Raw genomic sequence first — 22,068 nt, forward strand, 5'->3', positions numbered from 1 at the left:
GTTGGGAGGGGGTGTCCACGGTTTGTGGTGCTGCTGAAGGCACCCCTCCCCAACCCTCCCCTGCCTTCGCAGGGGAGGGAGCCGAAGCTCGCGCCTGAAGCCGCGCCTGCAGTGCATATGGCGCTCGAAAAGCCCGCGACTGAAGCCGCTCCCACAGGAGGCCGGTGTGGCGACTGGTTTACGGCACCCCATCGCGGCCGCCATGCTATGCAGCTCCGGCGCGCGCGCCGCCCGCCAGTGATTCGATGACCGAAGCCCCCAAGCTGCGCACGCAACGCGACGACGACCGCCAGGGACTGGCCTTCCACCACCCGCTCGCGTTCTGGGCCGGTTGCGCGCTGATCATCGCCGGTGTCGCGTCGCACATGCCCATGTTCATGATGGGCCAGCACACGCACTGGCAGATGGTGGGCATGCCGATGGATGCGTGGATGCTGTGGGGCATGGCGATGGTCCCGGCCGGCGTCCTGCTGGCCGGCTTCGGCCTGATGCCGCGGCTGGACCACCTGCGCGAATCGCTGCACGGCAGCGGCCACCTGCCCGGCCGCCACCTGTATTTCCACGTCGCCGACGGCGTGGCGCTCAACCGCGAGCACTGGAAGCTGGTGGTCGTGCTGGTGGTTGCGCTGGCGGTCGACGTGATGAAGCCGGCCACGCTCGGCTTCGTCATGCCCGGGATGAGCGCGGAGTATTCGATCACCAAGCCCACTGCCAGCGTGCTGGCGCTGGTGGCGCTGATCGGCACCACGGTCGGTTCGATCGTCTGGGGGCGGCTGGCGGACGTGTTCGGGCGTCGCGCCGGGATCCTGCTGTCGGCGCTGATGTTCATCGGCACCGCGATCTGCGGCGCGATGCCGACGTTCGAATGGAACCTGGTGATGTGCTTCCTGATGGGCGCGTCGGCCGGCGGCATGCTGCCGATCGCATTCACGCTGATGGCCGAAACCGTGCCCGCCGCGCATCGCGGCTGGCTGCTGGTGGCGCTGGGCGGCGTCGGCACCTCGGCCGGCTACCTGCTCGCGGCGGGCGCGGCAGCAACGCTGGAACCCTTGTTCAGCTGGCGCGTGTTGTGGCTGCTCAACCTGCCCACCGGGCTGCTGATCCTGATCCTCAACCGCTACATCCCCGAGTCGCCGCGCTTCCTGTCCAACGCCGGGCTCGAACGCCAAGCGCGCGCGGTGCTGCGCAAGTTCTCCGGAACCGCCGCGGCCGTCGAGGCCGACGACAGCCGCCACCCCGGTGCACCGGCGCTCGACGATCCGCACGTGGTCAAGGGCATGCGCGCGCTGCTGCGCGGCCGCCACGCCAGCATCACCTGGGGGCTGGTGGTCTGCGGCGTGGCCTGGGGGCTGGTGAACTTCGGCTTCGTGCTGTGGCTGCCGGTGAACCTGGTGCAATTCGGCGTCGACCCGGCCGGCGTCAACGCGGTGCTGGCCGAATCGGCATTGCTGGCACTGCCGGGCATCGCGCTGGTGGTGTGGCTGTATCACCGCTGGAGCAGCGTGCGCACGCTGGTGCTGTTCATCACCCTGACCACGCTTGCCCTGCTCGCGTTCTTCGCGATCGCGCTGACCGGCCTGCAATCGGCGCGGGCGACCACGCTGGCGACGGTCGCGCTGCTGGTCAGCGTCAGCGGCGTGATCGCCACGCTGATCCCGTACGCGGCCGAAATCTACCCGGTGCAGCTGCGCGGTACCGGCTCGGGCGTGATCGCGGCCAGCTCCAAGTTCGGCGGCATCCTCGGCGCGGCGTTCGGCGTGATGGGCCTGCTCGAACACTTCATGCTCTCGGCGCTGCTGATCGCATTGCCGATGGCGGTCTCGGCGGTGATGCTGCTGCGCAGCGGCATCGAGACCCGCGGCCACGGGCTGGAAGACATCCAGGACGCGCTGGCCGCGCGCGAGGACGCGTAGGAATCCATAAGCGGTTTCTGCAGAAACTGCTGATGGCCCGTTGCGGGCGCGCAGGCCGTTCGTCCTCACTGCCGGCGCCCCGCGACGCCGCAATACATCGCCACCATGAACCTCCCTCCACCCGGACCGATCCCGGGATCGCAACGACTGCACCTGCTCGACGCGCTGCGCGGCTTCGCCCTGGCCGGCGTGCTGCTGGCCAACCTCGAGGCGTTCAGCCTTTACTTCTTCCTGCCGCCGGAAGCGGCCGTCGCGCTGCCGACATTCGCCATCGACCGCTGGCTCGACCCGGCCAGCGCGCTGCTGTCCAGCGGCAAGTTCATCAGCCTGTTTTCGATCATGTTCGGGATCGGCTTCGCGCTGCAGATGCAGCGCATCGGCGAACGCGGCGGCCGGGGCTGGTACCTGCGCCGGCTGGCGATCCTGTTCCTGATCGGGCTGCTGCATTCGGTGCTGTGGTGGGGCGACATCCTGCGCTGGTATGCGGTGGCCGGTTTGCTGTTGCTGCCGCTGGCGCGGATGCGGCCGCGCAACCTGGCGATCCTTGGCGTGGCGCTGGTGAGCGTGCCCAACCTGCCGCTGGCGCAGTGGTGGCCCGGCGGCTGGCCGCTGGCACCGCACGACCAGGCCTTCGCCGGCGCGCTGGCGGCATTCTCCAGCAGTCATCCCGGCACGATGCTGCACGGCAATGCCGCGTTCGAGCACTGGTGGCGGCAATCGCAGTGGGGACTGATGCTGTCGATCCCAGGCCGCATGCTGATCGGCGTGGCGCTTGGTAACAGCGGCGCGTTGCGCGACCCGCACGCCCATTCACGGCTCTGGAAGTGTCTGCTGTGGTGCCTGCCGGCCGGACTGGCGCTGGCGCTGCTGGTGATGCTGTCCGACTACCATCGCCTGCCCTGGCCGACGAGCGATACCGGCGCGTTGCTGCTGCGCACGTTCGGCCACGACATCGTGCTGATGGTCGCGCTCGGTTACGCCGCGCTGTTCGTGCACCTGTTCTTCCGTCCTGCCTGGCATCGGTGGCTGGTGCATCTCGCACCGGTCGGGCGCATGGCGCTGAGCAACTACCTCGCCCACAGCATCATCGGCGTCGCCGTGTTCTACGGGATCGGGATCGGGCTTGGCCCGCGCTACGGAATGGTCGCCGTGATGGGTGCCTGGCTGGCGCTGTTCGGCGTGCAGGTCGCCTTCAGCCGCTGGTGGCTGGACAGGTTCCGCTTCGGTCCCGCCGAATGGGCCTGGCGCAGCCTGACCTATGGCCGGCGGCAGCCGATGCGTCGCCAGCCCGACGACGGTGCGGCGCCGACGCTGGCCGCAGGATCCTAGTCCGGCACTCGCGACTGGGCTGCGCTTGCCTTGCCGCTTGCGCCCGTCAACGGCAGGCGCGGAGCGCAATCGACGGCGACCTCACGCACGCGCGCGCAGCATCGCATCGATGCGCGTTTCGAACCCGACACTCGACTGGCCACTCATCTTTGCCATCGCCTGGCCGCTGCTCGTGGCGCTGCTGCTCGGCTGGATGCTCCGGCGAGGACTGCTCGCAGCCGCCCGGCGTGCGCGGCTGCGCGAGCAGGAATCGCTGCGCGCGCGCATCGTGCAGGTGATCTCGATCCCCGCATCGATCGCGTTGCCGTTGCTGTTCCTGGACGCGGCGGTGGCCACCATGCCGCTGCCGCGGCGCTGGATCGACGGTTTCCAGCACGGCATCGTCGTCGCCTTGCTGCTGTGCCTGGCGTGGCTGGGGGTGCGCGCGGTGCGCGCGATCGAGCGGCGCATGATCCGCAACCATCCGGTGGACGTGGCCGACAACCTGGCAGCACGGCGCATCCAGACCCAGACCCGCGTGATCGGCGGCGTCGTGCAGGGCGCGATCGTGCTGGTCGGGGTGGCGCTGGCACTGATGACCTTTCCGTCGATCCGCCAGTTGGGCGCAACCCTGCTCGCTTCGGCCGGCGTGCTCGGGCTGATCGCCGGCATCGCCGCCAGGCCGGTGTTAGGCAACCTCATCGCCGGCCTGCAGATCGCGCTGGCGCAGCCGATCCGGCTCGACGACGTCGTGATCGTGCAAGGCGAGTGGGGCCGCATCGAAGAAATCACCGCGACCTATGTCGTGGTGCGTATCTGGGACGAGCGGCGCATGGTGGTGCCACTGCAGTGGTTCATCGAGAACCCGTTCGAGAACTGGACCCGCACCAGTGCGCAGCTGCTCGGCACCGCCTTCCTGTGGCTGGACTACCGCACGCCGATGGCGCAGGTGCGCGAAGCGTTGCAGGGCATCTGCAGCACCGATGAGCGCTGGGACGGCCGCGTCTGCGTGGCGCAGGTCACCGAAACCAGCGAATCGACCGTGCAGGTGCGCCTGCTGGTGAGCGCGCGCAACTCCGGCGACCTGTTCGACCTGCGCTGCGCGGTGCGCGAACGGATGATCGATTACCTCAACCAGGCGCATCCCGAGGCACTGCCGCGTATGCGCATGAGCCTGGATCGCACGGCGACGCACGACGGCGAAGCGCTCTCGCAGGGAAATGCGCTGGACGCCCTGCACGCCGCTTCGGCCGAGGTCACCGAGCAGACCGTGTCGCCGGGCGCGGAGGACGTGAACGACGCCGATGCGGCCGCCGGGCAGGCACCACCTTCCACGCCGCCGCCGACACGCTAGCCAGCGCGATGCCCCCACCCGCACGCGCAGACGCTCCCTTTCCTGTCACGCCCGATGGGCGCTACTTCGTGGTGCGCGGGCGCCTGTGGCGCTGCAGCGATCCCACCCTGCCCGAAGCCGAGCGCACGCGGCTCGTGGCCGAACTGATGCGGGCGCGATCGGCGATCCGGCGCGCGCGAGACCGCGCAGACCGCGACGAAGAACGCGCCGCCCGAAGCCGGGTGCACGCGGCCAAGCTCGCGCTCGGCGAGCGTGGGCCGCCGTGGTGGGACGACGGCGCGCCCGACTACAACCGCCGCCTGGCACGCAATACCCCGTACCGCGACTGGCATGCCGCACTGCCGCCCTGAGCGGCGGTCGCACTTTCCCCTCAGCCTGCCGCCACGCAGGCCTCGGCACGGCGCGCATCGCGACGCGCACACGCGTACACCAGCAGGCCGGCGACCGCGGTGGCCGCGCCGACGTAGCCGGTCGAGGTCCAGCCCAGGCCCGCGCTGATCGCCATGCCGCCCAGCCACGGGCCCAGCGCGTTGGCGGCGTTGAATGCCGAATGGTTGGACGCCGCCGCCAGCGTCTGGGCGCCGGCCGCGACCGCCATCAGGTGCGCCTGCAGGATCGTCGCCAGCGCGCCCATCGTGCCGATCGCCACCACCACCAGCAGCAGCGACCACGCCGCATGCGCCGCCAGCGGGAACACCAGCAGCACCACCGCCGACCACGCCAGCAGCAGCGCCACCGCGCGGAACTGCAGGCGGTCGTACAGCCAGCCGCCGCCGAGGGTGCCGATGATGCTACCCACGCCGAAGGCGACCAGGCCCAACGGGATCCACGATTCCGGCAGGCCGGTCACCTGGGTCATGGTCGGGGCGAGATAGCTGAAGACGCAGAACATGCCGGAGAAGCCGATCGCGCCGATGGCCAGCGCCAGCCACACCGGCTTGCGGTTGAAGTCGCGCAGCTCGCGGATGGGATCCTGGTGCGGTTCGTCGGGATCGGGCGGCAGCGACCGCGCCACCATCGCCACCGTCAGCAACGCGATCAGCGCGACCAGGCCGAATGCGTGGCGCCATTCGAGCACCTGTCCCAGCCACGTCGCCAGCGGGTTGCCGACCAGCAGCGCGATCGACAGGCCGAGCATCACCCGGCCGACCGCCTGGCCGCGCTGCTCCGGTCGGCTGATCGACGCCGCCACCAGCGCCGCCACGCCGAAGTACGCACCGTGCGGCAGCCCGGCGATGAAACGGAACAGCAGCATCGAGTGATAGCCCGGCGACAGCGCGCTGGCGATGTTGCCCAGCGCATAGAACGCCATCAGCGCCAGCAGCAGCGTGCGTCGCGACAGGCGCGCGCCGAGGATCGCCAGCAACGGCGCGCCCACCACCACGCCCAGCGCGTAGGCGCTGATCACGTGGCCGACCTGCGGTTCGTTGATGCCCAGCCCGCGCGCGATCTCGGGCATCAGGCCCATCACCGCGAATTCGCTGGTGCCGATCGCAAACCCGCCCATGCCCAGCGCGAACAGGATCAGCTTGACCGCGCGCGGCGACAACGGCCGCGCGGCGGACGAAGCAGGTGCGACCGCGCCAGGGGATTCGAAGGGACCCATAGGCGTATTGTGCATTGCAACATGCGTCGTGACCATGAAGCCCCGCCAACCAGGGGTGGAACGCTGTGGCCTGCGATGCGCGGGTATCCGTTGGCGGTCCGTGCGCCTCGCGTGTCGTCGGACATGGAAGCCATGCTCGAGGCGCAGGCCGATATTCCCTTGTGGCCGCAGCCTCGGCGCAGGCCCGGTGAACAAGCCGGCAAGACCCGGACGGCATAGCGTCGCGCGGGCACGGCGGCACCCGGCCGCCTGCCCTTTCAGCGAGTGGCGTCGTCCTCGGCCGCGACCGCGCGTGGTCGCACGTCCTCGAGAAGGCTCACCAGCAACTTGCCCGGCTCCTCCCACGGGATCATGTGCGCCGAGCGCTCGAACCAGACGCCGCGCTTGTATGGCGCCTTCACCCGTTCCAGCCACTGCGCGGTCGGCGCCGACGGCGTGGTGTAGTCGTGGCGGCCCATGAACATCACCACCGGGATCGGGAACTCTCGCACGCCCTTGTAATCGACCTCGAGGAACTGGGGCAGGACCCTGCCGAGCGTGAACACGTTGCCGGCATCGATCGCCTTCGCGTCATCGGCGTCGTACTCGGGCGACAGCAGCGCCGCGCCGAAGAAGTACTTCGCCGACCCATCGCGGTACGCGCTCATGCCGCCGTAGAACTGCGGCCACTTCCTGGCGATGATGATCCGCTCGCGGGTGATCGGTTGGTTGCCGGGATACGGCGCGATCGACTCGAGTTCGGCGATCGCCTCGGCGTTGCCGTACTGCCTCGCCTGCGCCAGCCCGTAGTCGAAACTGATGCGCTCGTTGTCGCGCACGTTGATCACCTGGCCGATGCCGACGTAGGCGTGGAACAGGTCAGGGCGCCTGAGCGCCGCGCCCATGCCCACCACCGTGCCCCAGCTGTGCGCCATCAGGATCACCTTGTCCTTGTGGTAGCGCTTGCGGACGTACTCGGCGATCTCGATCGCATCGTCGACATAGCGTTCGATGTGCAGCGTATCGGCGACCGCGTCCGGATCGTTGGCGAGGAACGTCTTGCCGGCGCCACGCTGGTCGTAGTTGACGACGGTGAAGTATTCCTCGATCGGGCGCTGGAACTCCCAGATCGTCGGCATCAGCGGCGATGCGGGGCCGCCGTGGATGAAGAGGATGACGGGATTTTCCCGATCCTGGCCACGGACGTTGATCCACTGGTCGATGCCGCCGATCCGCGCCTTGTAGGTCTCCTGGATCCCGGTCGGGGCGACGATGCGCTCGAGGTCGCGGACGACATCCCGGGCCTTGGCATACGACGCATCTTCGCGCGGCGTCTCCTGCGCATGGACGGCCGGGCACAGCGCGGCGAGGAACAGCAGGAGGATGGTGGTCTTCTTCACGCGAATGGCTCCGTCGATGGCATGCAGGCTGCGCGCGGGCAATGCGCGCCGGTCTCTCGCCAACAACCTAGCAGCCAACGCCAAAGCAGCGAGTGCCATTCGTCCCGGCCGTCGCGATACGCCGCGGCGCGGCGCGGGTGATGGCTACGGATCGCGCTCCTGGCGCAACAAACGCTCGATGACGCCATGCAGCTGGGGATGGTGCGGCACGCGGATGCCGAATTCCGAACCGAGCGCGGCGACCACGGCGTCGGCATCGGCAAGCCGCTGGCGCTGCGTGTCGACGCCGGTTCGATGCACGGCGAAGTCCCCGTTGCGCAGGGTCTTGCGCCAGCCTTCCCCGGTGCGCGCGACAACCAGCTGCCCGAGGAACACCGAATCCGGATGCGTCGACACGTACCAGTTGCCCACTTCGTAATCGACCTGCGCCTGCGGCTGCAGGTCGAACACGTACAGCGCGCGCCACTCGCCCGCCACCAGCGCACGCAGCAGGTAGCTGCCGTCGCCGCGCCGCTCGAGCCGGTACGGCTCGTGCGGCGTCGGCTGCACGTCCGGCGAATCGAGCAGCAGCGGCGCGGTCGGCACCATGCCGCCGAAGCCCACGTCGGCCGTGTAGCGCATCCCGTCCAGCGTCACCAGCACCAGCATGTGCGTGCGCGCGGTGATCGCGTCTTCCGGCCCGCCCATCACCACCCGCCCGGTCAGGCCGCGGGCCTCGAAACCCAGTTCCCGCAGCAGCGCCAGGAACAGCAGGTTGAGCTCGTAGCAGTAGCCGCCGCGGCCCTCGTGCAGCACCTTGCGCTGCAGCGAGGCCAGGTCGATCGGCACCGGCGCATGCAGCATCGGCGACAGCGTCTCGAAGGCGATCGCACTGGTGTGCCGCAGCTGCAGGTCGCGCAGCGCCGCCAGCGTGGGTGCCGGCCGCTGCGCGATGCCGAGCCGGTGCAGGTAGGTGGACGTGTCGAGGCTGTCGTCGGACATCGAAGCGCTCCATGGTCCTTGCGGAGGACACAAGCATGCGCCCGCACACAGCCACGGCAACCCGGCGCGCCGCAACGGAGCGTTTCCCCGAGCCGCCCGTGGGATTGGCTCAAGCCACTTCCACAAGGTCGGGAATCAACGAACGACGCATGGCGGGATCGAAATCCATGGTGTCCATGCGGTGTACCGGCATGTCAGATGGCGGCGCTCGCGCCGCGCCTGCCCCGCATTCCCACCGCCACCAGCGCCACGCCGATCAGCGCGATGCCCGACGCCTCGGCCAGCGACGGCACCTCGCCAAGCAGTGCCCATGCGAACAGCACCCCGAGCAGCGGCACCACCAGGCTGGACAGCCCGGCGAGCGACGTCGGCAGGCGCTCGACGATGTACGACCACAGCAACCAGGCCAGCCCGGACGCCAGCACCGCGTTGTAGGCCAGCGCGGCGACGAACGCGCCGTTCCACTCGATCGGGCGCTCGTCCACGCAGGCGGCGATGACCATCAGCCCGATCGTGCCGGCGAGCATCTGCCACGCGGTCAGCGACAACAGGCCGACATCGCCCCGCGCGAACAGCCGCTTGCTCAACACCATGCCCAGCGCCCAGCACGCGCCGCCGCCGATCGCGAGCATGGCGCTGCCCGGCGCACCGACGCCGCGCCACGGTTCCAGCACCAGGCACAGGCCCGCCAGCGCGACGGCGATGCTCGCCAGCTGGCGACGCGATGGTTTCTCACGCAGCAGCCACCACGCCGCCGGCACCGCCCAGAACGGCATCGTGTAAGCCAGCAGCGCGGTCTTGCCCGCGCCACCCTCGACCAGCGCCAGCTGCACCAGCGCCTGGAACGCCATCGTCTGCGCCAACCCCACCAGCACCACCGGCAGCAACGGTGGCGGCCGCAGCGACACGCCGCGCAGCCGCAGCGCCACGAACAGCACCACGGTACCCAGCGCATAGCGCCACGCCGCGAAATCGAACGGCCCCGACCAGCGCAGCACCTGTTTCATCACGATCCAGTTGTAGCTCCAGATCAGGCTGAGCAGGACCAGGGCGAGCAGGGCATTGCGCCGGGCAGCGTTTCGCATCGGGATTCCGTTGGGAGCAAGCGCCGCCGCGAGGCCGGCAGCGCACGCGCACCCTACAGGAACTGCGCGCGCCCGCCGTGGCGCGCCTCGACCCGCAGCAGGAAAGCTGTCTGCGACGCAGCGCCACTTAACCGTTCAGCCGGACGATCCACGCCCGCGGATTCCTTCGCAAGGAAAAAACAGGCACTGCGGCACACTTCGCGTGGACGGCCACCCCACCGCCGTAGAGATCCGGAGCCCCCATGGCGTCTTCACCCCCATCGTTCGACCACCTGCCCTTTGCCACCACCGCCGAACGCGAGCGCTACGCCGCCCACCCGATCCAGGCGCAGATCTACCGCAACGGCCAGATGAAGTACGCGCGTACACGCTCGGGCGCGGTGAACGCAGAGATCGTCATGCCCGATGGCGAGATCATTGCGCGCGAAGCCGGTGACGATTGGGGTCCGGATGCCCCGCTGGAATCGCGCCAGACAAGGCCTGAGCAACTGTAGATTCCGGCGTAGCGACAAGCGCCCCGCAGCGGCAAGGATGGTGGTCGATGCTGCCATTGCAGCGACAGAATTCCTGATTGCATCCGGAGTGACGCACCGAGCTGTTCAAGGCGTCCCTGGCTTGCCGCCTGCCGTGGCCGCGGCCACTGTCCCGCACGAAAGTCTAGAATGCGCGACCGCTTCCGTTCCGGTGTGCAATGTCGCGTCGCCTGCTCAAGCTGTTCCTCGGATTGATCGCCTACGGCGTTTCGATGGTGATGATGCTGCAGTCCGACCTCGGGCTGATGCCGTGGGACGTGCTGCACCAGGGGCTGTCGTTGCAAGGCGGCTGGCCGATGGGCCGCGTCACCATCGCGGTCAGCTTCGTGGTGCTGCTGATGTGGATCCCGATCCGGCAGAAGCCCGGTTTCGGCACCTTGTGCAACGCAGTGGTGATCGGGCTGGTGTTCGACCTCGTCAACGGCTGGCTCGGCGACCGCCTGCTCGATGCATCGCTCGCATCGCGCGCGGCGCTGCTGATCGGCGGGATCGTGCTCAACGGCGCCGCCACCGCCGCCTATCTCGGCGCGCATTTCGGCCCCGGCCCGCGCGACGGGTTGATGACCGGTCTGGTGCGGCGCACCGGCCGCTCCGTGCGCCTGGTGCGCACGCTCATCGAAGGCAGCGTGCTGGTGTCGGGCTTCCTGCTCGGCGGCACGCTGGGCCTGGGCACCGTGGCCTACATGCTGCTGATCGGGCCGCTGATCCAGGCCATGTTGCCGTGGTTCGACCCACGCGCCCGCTTGGCCGCGACGGATGCCCCCGCCTGCGTGGATCAATCCTCATAACGGGACGCGTACGACGGCATTCCATCTGCTTGCATCGCACCGACGACCGGACTGCAACGCGAACACTCACCCGCACCCCACCGATCCCGCATGCCGCGCACGACACGTGGAGGCGCCATCGCTGGCGGGACGCAACGTTGCGGCTGGGCCGGCGTCCGCGTTCGCTACACTCGTCGCCATGCACACAAACCACGTCGCCATCCTGACTCCCGACCCCGCCGACGGCACCTATACGGACGCCTGGCCATGCGTGCTCGAGCGCATCGTCGCTGCGCTCGCCGTCGTCGGCGTGACCACAACGCCCACGCCGTGGACCGCGCATGTCGACGACTGCGCACAGTTGATGGACTTCCCGCTGGTGCTGCCGCTGCTCGTGTGGGGCTACCACCTCGACCACGCGCGCTGGCTGCGCGCCTGCCAGGCGTGGCAGGACGCCGGCGTGCCGATGGCGAACCCGGCCGCGGTGCTGGCCTCGAACTCCGACAAGCACTACCTGCGCGCGCTGCACGAACGCGGCATCGCGATCCCGCCCACCACGTGGACCGGTCGCGTCACCGCACAGCAACTGGAAGCGGCGTTCGACGCCACCGGCGCGGAGCAGCTGATCGTCAAACCCACCGTGTCCGGTGGCGCATGGAAGACGCAGCGCGTGCGGCGCGGCGAGGTGCCCGACAGCGCGCCCGACGGCGACGCGATGATCCAGCCCTACCTGCCCACGATCGAAACCGAAGGCGAAACCTCGCTGCTGTTCTTCGGCGGGCGCCTGAGCCACGTGGTCAACAAGCGCCCCGCCGCCGGCGACTTCCGCATCCAGGTGCAGCACGGTGGTCTCTACACCCTCTTGCCCACACCGCCCGCCGGCGCGCTCGCCCTGGCCGAACAAACTCTGGCCGCGATCGACGCGTCGCTGCTGTACGCACGCATTGACGTGGTGCCAGACGCCGACGGCCGCTGGTTGTTGATGGAAGCCGAACTGATCGAGCCGGACTTCTACCTCGACCACGACCCCAACGCCGGTACCGGGTTCGCACAGGCGGTGCGGGAGACGCTTGCCGCGCGGGATTGAAAGCGCATTCCACCGGGCGAAAGGCCGTCCTCGGCGCCGCGTGGCGCAGCGAGGCTTCTGCTATCTTCGCCGGGCCCACGGGGGAACGATCGCACGCATGACCGAATTGCAGGATCTCGCCGCGCTGATCCGCGCCGGCACGCCGCTGATCGTGATCGAAACCCCGGACGAACTGCGCGTGGTCGACCTATTCCGCCGCTCGCTGCTGCAGGTCTGGCGCGCCCTGTATCGCTGGTCGATCACCGAAGGCCTGCGCCGCATCGACCTCGACAGCGAGAGTCCGTCTGAAGTGGCGCCCGACGCCAGCACCACGCTGGCCGCGATCCGCGGCGCCAGCCAGCGCGGCGTGTACGTGCTGCTCGATTTCCATCCCTACCTGGGCTATGCCAGCACCCAGCGGCAGCTGCGCGACATCATGCTGCGCCGGGGCTGCCAGCCGCACACGCTGGTGCTGGTCGGCAACAAGGTCGAGCTTCCGGGCGAACTCGAACCGCTGGCGGTGCGCTTCACGCTGTGCCTGCCCGACACCAATGCACTGCTGAAGCTGGTCAAGACCGAGGCCAGTGCCTATGCCACCGAACATGGCGGCAAGCGCGTCGAGGTGGATGCCGACGCCACCCGGCAGATCGTGCGCAACCTGCGCGGCCTGAGCATGACCGACGCCCGCCGCATCGTCCGGCACCTGATCTTCCGCGACGGCCTGCTCGACGCCGACGACCTGCCGGAACTGGCGAAGCTCAAGTTCGAACTGCTCAACCGCAGCGGCCACCTGCACTACGAATACGACACCGCGCGCTTCAGCGACGTCGCCGGCGCGGCGCGTCTGAAGCGCTGGATCGAACAGCGCCGCGGCGTGTTCACCGGCGGCGAAGCACCGCCCGGGCTGGACCCGCCCAAGGGGGTGCTGCTGCTGGGCGTCCAGGGTTGCGGAAAATCGATGCTGGCCAAATCCATTGCCGGCGGCTTCGGCGTGCCGCTGGTGCGGCTGGACTTCGGCACGCTGTACGACAAGTACCACGGCGAAACCGAACGCAACCTGCGCCAGGCGCTGGCCTCCAGCGAGCAGCTAGCGCCTTGCGTGCTGTGGATCGACGAGATCGAGAAGGGACTGGCCGGCAACGGCGGCGATGGCGACGGCGGCGTTTCGCGGCGCGTGCTGGGCTACCTGCTGACGTGGATGGCCGAGCGCACCTCGCGCGTGTTCCTGGTCGCCACCGCCAACCAGGTGAACGAATTGCCGGCCGAACTGCTGCGTAAGGGCCGCTTCGACGAGATCTTCTTCGTCGACCTGCCCGACACCGCGACGCGCGCGGAGATCTTCGCCCTGCACCTGCGCAGCCGCGCACTGGACCCGGCGGCGTTCGACCTCGACGCGCTGGCCGTGGCCGCGGACGGTTTTTCCGGCGCCGAGATCGAACAGGCCATCGTCTCGGCGCTGTACGCCGCCCATGCCGACAAGCGCCCGCTCGACGATGCGCTGCTGGGGACCGAACTGCGCAACACGCGCCCGCTGTCGGTGCTGATGGCCGAGAAGGTGGACGCACTGCGTGCGTGGGCGCGCGAGCGCACGGTCCCGGCAGGCTGACCCGCCCCGCCTTTCGCGCCACCCGGTCTACCGGTCCCGCAGTCCGAGGAAGACCCGCAACCTGTCCAACTCCGCGTCGAGGGCATCGCGGAACGCGGCGTCGCGTGGTGCGCGTCCGGCAACGTATCCCGGCTTGCACGCCAGCACGCCGTCGACGACGGCGACATTTGCCCAGCCGATCACGCGCTCGTGCCACAGCAGCGGCAGTGCGTAGTAGCCGAGGGTGCGCTTGTGCGCCGGCGTGTAAGCCTCGAAGCGGTAGGCCCAGCCCCCGAACAGTTCGAAGCGGCGGCGATCCCAGACCACCGGATCGAACGGCGTCAGCAGGCGTACCGCGGCGTCGGGCCGCCAGCGGCGGCTGGCCGGGTTCTCCTCGGCAGGCCAGATCCAGTCGACGCCGTCCACGCGCGCACGGCCGCTGCGCGCACGCACGCGGGCGAGGGTTTCGGCACGCGCGTGCCGCCACTGCGGGACACCGCGGCCGAGATACGAAAGCAACTGGCCGAGGCTGGCTTCGGGCAGCGGCGCGTACTTGCGCAGCAGGATGTCGACCAGGGCGTCGAGGCGCGCGCGGATGTCGTCCTCGCCTGCGGGCGGCGTGCCGGGTTCGCGCACCGCATACACGCGGGTGCCACCCTCGCGGTGCGCGACCCGCAGCAAGCCGCGGTAATGCATGCCGTCGAGCAAGTGCGTGCTGGCGCTGGACGTGCCGCCGAACCAGTTGGTCACCCGGCCGTGCGCGAAGTGCGCCTCGACCTCGCGCGGGTGCGCCACGCCACGCCCGGCGATGAATTCGCGCACCGCCTGCGCCTGCTTCCAGCGCGCCGGCGTCCACGCCTCGCGCGCGGTGCGCGGGTGCATCAGCGCGTGGTGCGCACGCGGCAGGAAACCGTAGTTGACGAAGAAATCTTCCTCGAGCGCCAGCCGCGGATAGCGGCGTTCAAGATCGCCGGCCCGGTAACCGGCCACGCGATGCCGCAAGGTCAGGTCCTGCGCCCGCGCCGGCGCGCGGATCGGGTCGGCCTGCACGAAGCCGAGCCTGCCGATCGCCCGCATCAGCGTCGTCGGCTTGAACAGCGAGCGCGCCACCGCATGGCGGCGCAGGTGGTCGAGGGTCAGCGGCACGACGCGATGATGCCAGAGGCCGCCGCGTGCCGGCCTCCCACGTTCGAAAGCCGCGCCCGCGAGGGCGCGCGTCAGTCGGCTACCCGGTTGCGGCCGCCGGACTTGGCCGCGTACAGCGCGCGATCAGCCGCTTGCACAAGCTGTTCGACCGAAGCCGCGTCACCCGGCACAAGGCTGGCAACGCCGACACTGATCGTCACCACGCCTTCGGGGCTTGCGGGATGGGCGATCGCCAGCGCTTCGACCACCGCGCGCATGCGTTCGGCGATCACGCGCGCCTTGCGCAGCGGCGTGTCGGGCAGCAGGCACGCGAACTCCTCGCCGCCGTAGCGTGCCAGCACGTCGCTCGACAGGCTGGCGGACGATTGCAGCGCCTCGCCCACCGCACGGATCACCTTGTCGCCGGCGATGTGCCCGAGGGTGTCGTTGATGGTCTTGAAGCGATCGATGTCGATCATCAGCAATCCGAGGCTGTGTTCGGTCAACCGCGCCCGACCCCACTCCAGGTGCAGTGCGGCGTCGAACGCCCGGCGGTTGCCGATCCCGGTCAGCGGATCGCGCCAGGCAAGGTCCGCCATCGCATCCCGGTCGCGCTCGGCCAGGCGCGCGGCGCCGATGTGGTGCACCTGCTGCAGCGTGCTGCGGATTCCGTAACCCAGGATGGCCAATATCGTGCAGGCGATGCCGAACTGGAATGTGTTCCGCGCCGCCAGCGCGGCCACCACGACGACCGTGATGGTCAGGAAGAACGGCGGCACGGCCGCGGCGAAGCGCAGCAGGCGCGGCGTTGCCCGTCGCGGTGCGGGCGCATCCGGGTCGAACAGGAACGCCGCCAGCGCGAATGCCACGAACGGCAGTATCACCAGCACGTCGTATCGGCTACCGGCCTGGAGCCCCAACGTCGCAACGACGTGGTGGTTGTAGTACAGCGCGATCCAGAAGTAGATGCCGGTGTACACCGTCAACGTCGCATACAACACCCGGCTGCGGCTGTCGGCGGCAGCCAGCAGCCGGATCCCGGCGAACAGGAACAGCAACAGGTTCTCGACGTCGAACATGGTGATGTAGCCGGACAGCAGCTCGTCGTCGGCCAGATCCGCGAGATGAAGCGTGTTGACCAGGATCAGCAGGGTCAGCAGAACGACCATTGCCGCGTCGATCACCCTGATCAGCGGCGACGCCCATTCGGAAGGCGACGTGGCCAGCACCAGCAGCATCGGCACCCCGTAGAGCACGTAGGCGGCGATGTCGACACCCGACTCCGGGCTGCAGGCCCACAGGTCGATGCACAGGCTGGTGCCCATGCCCACGGCCCAGAACACGAATGCCAGCGACACCAGGCGCCAACGCGTGTGGGTTTCCATGGCCCGGTCGCGTCCCTGCCACCACGCGATCGATGCAGCCACCAGCGGTGCGAGCACCTGCATGCCATAGGACAGGGCCATGGGATCCAACTGCCGCTGCGAGACCGCGAGCAGATGCAGCACGACGAATCCCGCAGCCAGGCCACAGGCGATCCAGGCTCGTGGCCGGGTGATTCTCATCGCCGCCCCCTTCGTACTGCCTCCATGCGCCGGAATATAACCGACCGCTTGTCATGGCCTGCCGTCACGTAGCCCGCGCGTCACACAAGAACGCGTGCGCCGCGGCCCCGACAGCGGACCAAGCGCCTCAGCCCGCGTTGGCGCGGCGCGGCAGCTTCCAGTCCGGGCGCACGAAGTGACAGGTGTAGCCGGTGGGGTAATGCTGCAGGTAGTCCTGGTGCTCGGGTTCGGCTTCCCAGAAATCGCCGGCGGGTTCGACCTCGGTGACCACCTTGCCCGGCCACAGGCCGGAGGCGTCGACGTCGGCGATGGTGTCGCGCGCGATGCGCTCCTGCTCCGGCGTGGTGAAGAAGATCGCCGAGCGATACGACGCGCCGCGGTCGTTGCCCTGCCGATCCACCGTCGACGGATCGTGGATCTGGAAGAAGAACTCCAGCAGCACGCGATAACTGATCTTCGCCGGATCGAACACGATCTCCACCGCCTCCGCATGCGTGCCGTGGTTGCGGTAGGTCGCGTTGGGCACGTCGCCGCCGCTATAGCCCACGCGCGTGGAGACCACCCCATCCATCTTGCGCAGCAACTCCTGCACGCCCCAGAAGCACCCACCCGCAAGAAGCGCCCGCTCAGTCGCCATCACGCACCCCCGGATTTTGTAGGAGCGGCTTCAGCCGCGAGCTTCCCCGGATCCTCGACCTGATCAATGTATTCCCCATACCCGGCCGCCTCCATCTCGCCGCGCGGGACGAACCGCAGCGCCGCCGAGTTGATGCAGTACCGCAATCCACCCTGGTCCCGTGGCCCATCCTCGAACACGTGCCCGAGATGGCTGTCGCCGTGCACCGAACGCACCTCGGTGCGGATCATGCCGTGCGAACTGTCGCGCAACTCGTTGACGTTGGCCGGCTCGATCGGCCGCGTGAAACTCGGCCAGCCGCAGCCTGACTCGAACTTGGCCGAAGACGCGAACAGCGGCTCACCCGACACGATGTCGACATAGATGCCCGGTTCGGTCGTGTGCAGATGGGCGCCGGTGCCGGGACGCTCGGTGGCGCTCTCCTGGGTAACGCGATACTGCTCGGGCGTGAGCCTGGCGATGGCTTCGGGGCTCTTGCGATAGGTCGTCATGGCGGGTCTCCGGACGGGATGTCTTGCATATGGGGATGCCGTGGCCGCTTCGAAAGCATGGGCGCAGCGCAGCTTCCGGCATCGCCAACGGCGGGAGGGTCACCTGCCCGCTCCTTCCGGACACCCGGCCCACCTGGGGAACACGGCGTGGCGACTTCACTGGCCCTTCATTGCCGGCCGCCATGTGGCCTGCCCGAAAGTGAACGGGGATCGAGTCATTTTCCCGCACTTTTCCCGTGCTAGTCTGCGCGCAGAAGGGGAGTAGCTCCCAATTGCCGTCACCGTCATGACGAGCCTCGGCTCCGGTGCGGCAGCAGGTCAATCCGGCCTGTGAGCGAGACCTTCGCCGTCCACGGCGAAGGTGCATCAACCCGATGCAATCCGGCCGTGGCGCCGAGTCTCCGCATCCCCTGAACCAACCGTCGAGCACTTCAAGCGCGTCATCACGCGCCTGGCGATGGCACGGGGATGCAGCGGCTCTCCCACCATCGACGGAGATTCCCATGCTGTGCCCCACCTGCAACAACGTGAACCTGGCCATGACCGACCGCCAGGGCATCGAGATCGACTACTGCCCGCAGTGCCGCGGCATCTGGCTCGACCGCGGCGAGCTCGACCGCCTCATCGAACGCGCCGAACAGGCCGCCGCGCCCGCGATGCCAAGCGCGCCGCCGCCCTATCGCGATCCCTATCCGCGCGACGACCACGCGCGCCACCACGGCGATCGCCACTACGACAGCAAGCACGGCCACTACAAGAAGCGGCCGAAGTCCCTGCTTGGGGAACTGTTCGACTTCTGACCGGCCCCGTCGCGCCCGAACGCGCGCGCAACGCCACCCCACTCCGCCGATCAACCCCTCGGAACAACCTCCAATGGATCAACTCGCGAACCCGGAAATCTGGATCGCCCTCGCCACCCTCACCGCGCTCGAACTGGTGCTGGGCATCGACAACATCATCTTCATCTCGATCCTGGCCGCGAAGCTGCCGGCGGCGCAGCGCAACAAGGCCCGCAAGGTCGGCATCCTGCTCGCCGCGATCACCCGGCTCGGCCTGCTGATGGCCATTGCCTGGATCGTCGGCCTGACCGCGCCGCTGTTCTCGCTGTTCGGCCAGGCGTTCTCCTGGCGCGACCTGATCCTGATCGGCGGCGGCCTGTTCCTGATCGGCAAGGCCACCCACGAGATCCACCAGAAGCTCGAGGGCGCCACCGAAACGGTCACCACCCCCATCGGTGCGGCCACGGCCACGTTCGGCGCAGTGATCGCGCAGATCATGCTGCTCGACATCGTGTTCTCGCTCGACTCGATCATCACCGCGGTCGGCATGGTCGAGCAGCGCTGGGTGATGGTCACCGCGATCCTCGCCTCGATCGTCTTCATGCTCGCGTTCGCCCGGCCCATCGGCGACTTCGTCGAGCGCCACCCCACGGTGAAGGTGCTCGCGCTGAGCTTCCTGATCATGATCGGCCTGGTGCTGGTCGCCGACGGCTTCGGGCAGCACATCCCGAAGGGCTACATCTACGCGGCGATGGCGTTCTCGGTGTTCGTCGAAATGATCAACCTGTGGATCCGCCGCCGTGCCGAACGCGCGGTGGCGCCGGTGAAGCTGCACGAGAAGTACGCCGGCGACGGGCAGGCGACGGGATAGCAACCCCACGGCGCGCGCCCGGCCACCCGGGCGCGCCAACCGTCACCAATTCCACCTGTAGGAGCGGCGGAAGCCGCGCGCTTCCAGCCTCGGTTTTTCTCAATGTCAGCGACCGACTGATCGGCCACGCAGGCCACGGAAAAACATTTCACCAAACGGTTGACAATCTCATTGACCGGCGTATATTCAACTCCATGGTTGACTATAAGCCCGATGCCCCGCACAGCCCGCACCTGGACAGCATGTTCCAGGCCCTCTCCGACCCGACGCGGCGCGCCATGCTGCAGGCACTCGCCGGGCAGCCCCGCACGGTCGGCGAGCTTGCCGCGCCGTTCGAAATCTCGCTCGCCGGCGCCTCCAAGCACATCCAGGTGCTCGAACGCGCCGGCCTGATCCACCGCGAAGTGCAGGGCCGCGTGCACACCTGCCACCTCGACGCACGCCCCCTGCACGCCGGCGCGGAATGGATCCGCCACTACGAACGCTTCTGGAACCGGAAGCTCGACGCCCTCGAAACCCTGCTTCGCACCGCCGACGACAAGACCGGCAAACGCGCCGCTCCCCCCGCGCAGAACAAGAGGAAGAAGAAATGAACGCGACCATCTCCCACGCCGAAGCCGACTACGCCGTCGTCAGCGACACCGACACCGTGCGCCTGCAGCGCGTGCTGCCGGGCCCGATCGAGCGCGTCTGGCAGCACCTCACCGACGCCGGGCTGCGCCGCCAGTGGCTGGCCGGTGGCGACGACGTGCAGCCCCAGGCCGGCACGTCGTTCGAACTGGTGTGGCGCAACGACGAGCTCACCGATCCACCCGGCCAGCGCCCGGACGGCTTCGGCGGCGAGCACCGCATGCAAAGTCGCGTCACCGAATGCGATCCGCCGCACCGCCTCGCCTTCACCTGGGACGGCGACAGCGACGTGACCATCGACCTCGAACCGCGCGACAACGATGTGCTACTCACCCTCGTCCATCGCCACCTCGGCAACCGCAACCGCGTGCTGATGCACAGCGCCGGCTGGCACGCGCATCTCGACCTGCTCGTCAACCGCACGAGCGGGCAGCGGCCCGAACCGTTCTGGGACAGCTGGATCGCCCTCAAGGCCGATTACGACGCGCGGTTCCCCGCCTGAAGGAGATCCCCATGGACACCCGCGACTTCACCACCCGTTTCACCGTCGGCCAAGCGCCCGACGCCGTCTTCGCCGCCATCTGCAACGTACGCGGCTGGTGGTCGGCCGACATCACCGGCAGCGCAGACCGCGTCGGCGACCGGTTCGTCCACCGCGTGCGCGACCTGCACCGCTGCGAGATTGCGATCAAGCAGATGGTTCCCGGCAGCAAGATCGTGTGGACCGTGCTCGACAACCATTTCAGCTTCACCCATGACGCGACCGAATGGACCGGCACGGACATCGTGTTCGAGATCACGAAGGCGGGCGGCCAAACCGAACTGCGCTTCACCCACCTCGGCCTGGTGCCCGCGTACGAGTGCTACGACGTCTGCAGCGACGGCTGGAGCACCTACATCGCCAGCCTGCGCGACCTGGTCGCGACCGGAAACGGGCGGCCCTATGCCGGTGAAGCGAGGACGGCCAGCGAGCAGGCGCTGATGGGCCAGACGCCGACGGATCCGGCGCAGGCCTGATCGGGCGCAAGCCTGATCGGGCCCGACCGCCGGGCGCAGATGCGGCCCTTGCAGACCGCACGCTGCGGCCGGCTTCGTCGCAGCGCGCGGATGCGCCTCAGCCCGCCGGCGCCTTCGGCACCATCACCATCCAGTCCACGCCGAATCGGTCGGTGAGCATGCCGAACGACGTGGCAAAGAAGCTCTCGCCCAGCGGCACGTTCACCTGCCCGCCATCGGCCAGCGCATCGAAGCGGCGCTTCGCCTCGGCGTCGTCCGCGCACACCAGCGTCAGCGAGAAACCCTTGAACTCGGGCTTGCCGCTGCACATGCCGTCCGACAGCCCCACCTCGGTGCCGCCGATGTGCAGGCTGGCGTGCATCACCTTGTCGGCCGGTGGCGTCGAGCCGTCCGGGCATTGGCCACCGGGGCCATCGCCGTAGGTCATGCGCATGAGCACTTCGGCATCGAGCGCCTTGCCGTAGAACGCGATCGCCTCATCGGCGCGACCTTCGAAGAACAAGTAGGACTGGACGGACATGGGAACCTCGCTTCAGGGTGGACAGGCGGCGCCGGAATGGCGCGCTCGTCTGGACGACGAACCGGCACGGCCGGAATCGACATCGGATCCACGCATCTCACGGAGCCCTGCGCACCGCCGTTCCGGCACGCGCACCCAGCCGCAAGCTCTTCGGCTGGACGGAAACGCCTGACAGGCCCCCCCCAAGCCCGCCTTGAAGCCGCTCCCGCGCGATTCAATCGCACCACCTCGCCACGACCGCCGGGCAGATCCAACCGCTCGGCACCGGAATCCAGTCGTTCGAAAAACTTCATTGAACAATCTGGGTGCAATGCTCGGAAAGGATGCGCCAGCTTCCACCCTCCCGCACGATGGCCATGCTGCAGCGCTGGTCATCGCGGAACGGCCGTCCCTCGAAGCTGCCGTTGCCGATCCAGCGAGTGCTCGCGATGGCAACGTCGCCCGTCGAATGGACAACGATCTCGGTTCGCCTGGCTGCATCCAGCCTGTAGGCAGGAGAAAGCATGAAGGCTAACCACCGGGCGCGCGACCACTCACCCCCTTTCGATGTGAAGTACACGAAGTCGGGGGCTATCAGCTCCTCGAGTGTCGCCTTGTCCCGCGCGGCCCAAGCGGCGTCGTAGCGCTCGATCGCCTGCCGGGGGTCGCCAGTCTCCGATGCACCGGCCCATCCCGCCACCAAGGTGGCCAGCATGAAGCCCAGAACATACCGAGGTATCCGGGTGCTACCCATGAAGCTTCTCCATCAGCACGAACTGTCAGGTCGTACTACGTGAAATCCGGAGCATCCCTTCATCCTCTCGCTCCGCCAACTCGTCCAAGCTCCCAGCTGGAGAGTGAAGCCGAGCCCGGCTTC

The 22,068-nt window shown here is 68.7% G+C and carries 23 protein-coding genes; 13 read left to right on the forward strand and 10 right to left on the reverse strand.

Annotation, left to right across the window (positions count from 1 at the left end; genetic code table 11):
- Nucleotides 1–245 precede the first annotated feature (245 nt).
- The 4 genes from ACTJIL_RS11460 to ACTJIL_RS11475 all read left to right on the forward strand — a co-directional run bounded on the left by ACTJIL_RS11460 (nt 246) and on the right by ACTJIL_RS11475 (nt 4,925).
- On the forward strand, nt 246–1,913 hold the full coding sequence (locus tag ACTJIL_RS11460; protein WP_440755630.1) for an MFS transporter: 1,668 nt from the start codon (nt 246–248) through the stop codon (nt 1,911–1,913).
- 105 nt (nt 1,914–2,018) lie between these two features.
- A complete protein-coding gene (locus ACTJIL_RS11465; RefSeq protein WP_440755631.1) occupies nt 2,019–3,242 on the forward strand; it encodes a DUF418 domain-containing protein in 1,224 nt (407 codons plus the stop codon).
- 109 nt (nt 3,243–3,351) lie between these two features.
- Entirely contained in the window at nt 3,352–4,575 is a 1,224-nt protein-coding gene (locus tag ACTJIL_RS11470; protein ID WP_440755632.1) for a mechanosensitive ion channel family protein, read from the forward strand.
- 8 nt (nt 4,576–4,583) lie between these two features.
- Nucleotides 4,584–4,925: a hypothetical protein gene (locus ACTJIL_RS11475; RefSeq protein WP_440755633.1), complete on the forward strand. Its 342-nt coding sequence runs from the start codon at nt 4,584–4,586 to the stop codon at nt 4,923–4,925.
- 20 nt (nt 4,926–4,945) lie between these two features.
- On the opposite strand, the gene ACTJIL_RS11480 is transcribed toward ACTJIL_RS11475, so the two are convergent.
- From ACTJIL_RS11480 to ACTJIL_RS11495, 4 genes are all read right to left on the reverse strand, one after another.
- A complete protein-coding gene (locus ACTJIL_RS11480) occupies nt 4,946–6,082 on the reverse strand; it encodes an MFS transporter (protein ID WP_440755911.1) in 1,137 nt (378 codons plus the stop codon).
- 356 nt (nt 6,083–6,438) lie between these two features.
- Nucleotides 6,439–7,560: an alpha/beta fold hydrolase gene (locus tag ACTJIL_RS11485; RefSeq protein WP_440755634.1), complete on the reverse strand. Its 1,122-nt coding sequence runs from the start codon at nt 7,558–7,560 to the stop codon at nt 6,439–6,441.
- Between the two features lie 144 nt (nt 7,561–7,704).
- Nucleotides 7,705–8,541: an arylamine N-acetyltransferase family protein gene (locus ACTJIL_RS11490; protein WP_440755635.1), complete on the reverse strand. Its 837-nt coding sequence runs from the start codon at nt 8,539–8,541 to the stop codon at nt 7,705–7,707.
- Nucleotides 8,542–8,735: 194 nt separating this feature from the next.
- Entirely contained in the window at nt 8,736–9,626 is an 891-nt protein-coding gene (locus ACTJIL_RS11495; protein ID WP_440755636.1) for a DMT family transporter, read from the reverse strand.
- Nucleotides 9,627–9,868: 242 nt separating this feature from the next.
- On the opposite strand from ACTJIL_RS11495, the gene ACTJIL_RS11500 reads away from it, so the two are divergent.
- The 4 genes from ACTJIL_RS11500 to ACTJIL_RS11515 all read left to right on the forward strand — a co-directional run bounded on the left by ACTJIL_RS11500 (nt 9,869) and on the right by ACTJIL_RS11515 (nt 13,598).
- On the forward strand, nt 9,869–10,120 hold the full coding sequence (locus ACTJIL_RS11500) for a hypothetical protein (protein WP_440755637.1): 252 nt from the start codon (nt 9,869–9,871) through the stop codon (nt 10,118–10,120).
- Between the two features lie 197 nt (nt 10,121–10,317).
- A complete protein-coding gene (gene yczE / locus ACTJIL_RS11505) occupies nt 10,318–10,947 on the forward strand; it encodes a membrane protein YczE (protein WP_440755638.1) in 630 nt (209 codons plus the stop codon).
- Between the two features lie 178 nt (nt 10,948–11,125).
- The gene (locus ACTJIL_RS11510) at nt 11,126–12,013 is read left to right on the forward strand and encodes an ATP-grasp domain-containing protein (RefSeq protein WP_440755639.1); all 888 of its coding nucleotides are present in this window, start codon (nt 11,126–11,128) and stop codon (nt 12,011–12,013) included.
- Between the two features lie 97 nt (nt 12,014–12,110).
- On the forward strand, nt 12,111–13,598 hold the full coding sequence (locus ACTJIL_RS11515) for an AAA family ATPase (RefSeq protein ID WP_440755640.1): 1,488 nt from the start codon (nt 12,111–12,113) through the stop codon (nt 13,596–13,598).
- A gap of 27 nt (nt 13,599–13,625) precedes the next feature.
- Here ACTJIL_RS11515 and ACTJIL_RS11520 read toward each other — a convergent pair whose 3' ends face one another.
- From ACTJIL_RS11520 to msrB, 4 genes are all read right to left on the reverse strand, one after another.
- Nucleotides 13,626–14,723 (reverse strand): DNA glycosylase AlkZ-like family protein, encoded by a 1,098-nt coding sequence (locus ACTJIL_RS11520; RefSeq protein WP_440755641.1) that lies wholly within the window; start codon nt 14,721–14,723, stop codon nt 13,626–13,628.
- Nucleotides 14,724–14,794: 71 nt separating this feature from the next.
- Nucleotides 14,795–16,267 (reverse strand): diguanylate cyclase, encoded by a 1,473-nt coding sequence (locus tag ACTJIL_RS11525; RefSeq protein WP_440755642.1) that lies wholly within the window; start codon nt 16,265–16,267, stop codon nt 14,795–14,797.
- A gap of 127 nt (nt 16,268–16,394) precedes the next feature.
- Nucleotides 16,395–16,904, reverse strand: a complete 510-nt coding sequence (gene msrA, locus ACTJIL_RS11530; RefSeq protein WP_440755643.1) for a peptide-methionine (S)-S-oxide reductase MsrA — start codon at nt 16,902–16,904, stop codon at nt 16,395–16,397.
- On the reverse strand, nt 16,904–17,395 hold the full coding sequence (msrB, locus tag ACTJIL_RS11535; RefSeq protein WP_440755644.1) for a peptide-methionine (R)-S-oxide reductase MsrB: 492 nt from the start codon (nt 17,393–17,395) through the stop codon (nt 16,904–16,906). Before msrB ends, msrA begins: the two co-directional genes overlap by 1 nt.
- A 503-nt stretch (nt 17,396–17,898) precedes the next feature.
- On the opposite strand from msrB, the gene ACTJIL_RS11540 reads away from it, so the two are divergent.
- The 5 genes from ACTJIL_RS11540 (at nt 17,899) to ACTJIL_RS11560 (ending at nt 20,692) form a co-directional block, all read left to right on the forward strand.
- Nucleotides 17,899–18,195 (forward strand): zf-TFIIB domain-containing protein, encoded by a 297-nt coding sequence (locus tag ACTJIL_RS11540; RefSeq protein WP_440755645.1) that lies wholly within the window; start codon nt 17,899–17,901, stop codon nt 18,193–18,195.
- A gap of 73 nt (nt 18,196–18,268) precedes the next feature.
- On the forward strand, nt 18,269–19,045 hold the full coding sequence (locus tag ACTJIL_RS11545; RefSeq protein WP_440755646.1) for a TerC family protein: 777 nt from the start codon (nt 18,269–18,271) through the stop codon (nt 19,043–19,045).
- 194 nt (nt 19,046–19,239) lie between these two features.
- A complete protein-coding gene (locus ACTJIL_RS11550; RefSeq protein WP_440755647.1) occupies nt 19,240–19,638 on the forward strand; it encodes an ArsR/SmtB family transcription factor in 399 nt (132 codons plus the stop codon).
- Nucleotides 19,635–20,177, forward strand: coding sequence for an SRPBCC family protein (locus tag ACTJIL_RS11555; RefSeq protein WP_440755648.1), 543 nt, complete (start codon nt 19,635–19,637; stop codon nt 20,175–20,177). Before ACTJIL_RS11550 ends, ACTJIL_RS11555 begins: the two co-directional genes overlap by 4 nt.
- An 11-nt stretch (nt 20,178–20,188) precedes the next feature.
- The gene (locus tag ACTJIL_RS11560) at nt 20,189–20,692 is read left to right on the forward strand and encodes an SRPBCC family protein (RefSeq protein ID WP_440755649.1); all 504 of its coding nucleotides are present in this window, start codon (nt 20,189–20,191) and stop codon (nt 20,690–20,692) included.
- Between the two features lie 97 nt (nt 20,693–20,789).
- On the opposite strand, the gene ACTJIL_RS11565 is transcribed toward ACTJIL_RS11560, so the two are convergent.
- Complete coding sequence (locus tag ACTJIL_RS11565; protein WP_440755650.1) at nt 20,790–21,212, reverse strand: VOC family protein; 423 nt, start codon at nt 21,210–21,212, stop codon at nt 20,790–20,792.
- A gap of 289 nt (nt 21,213–21,501) precedes the next feature.
- Nucleotides 21,502–21,906 (reverse strand): nuclear transport factor 2 family protein, encoded by a 405-nt coding sequence (locus tag ACTJIL_RS11570; protein ID WP_440755651.1) that lies wholly within the window; start codon nt 21,904–21,906, stop codon nt 21,502–21,504.
- Nucleotides 21,907–22,068: the final 162 nt, after the last annotated feature.

This window comes from Luteimonas sp. 22616 (assembly GCF_052044325.1).
GTDB lineage: Bacteria > Pseudomonadota > Gammaproteobacteria > Xanthomonadales > Xanthomonadaceae > Luteimonas.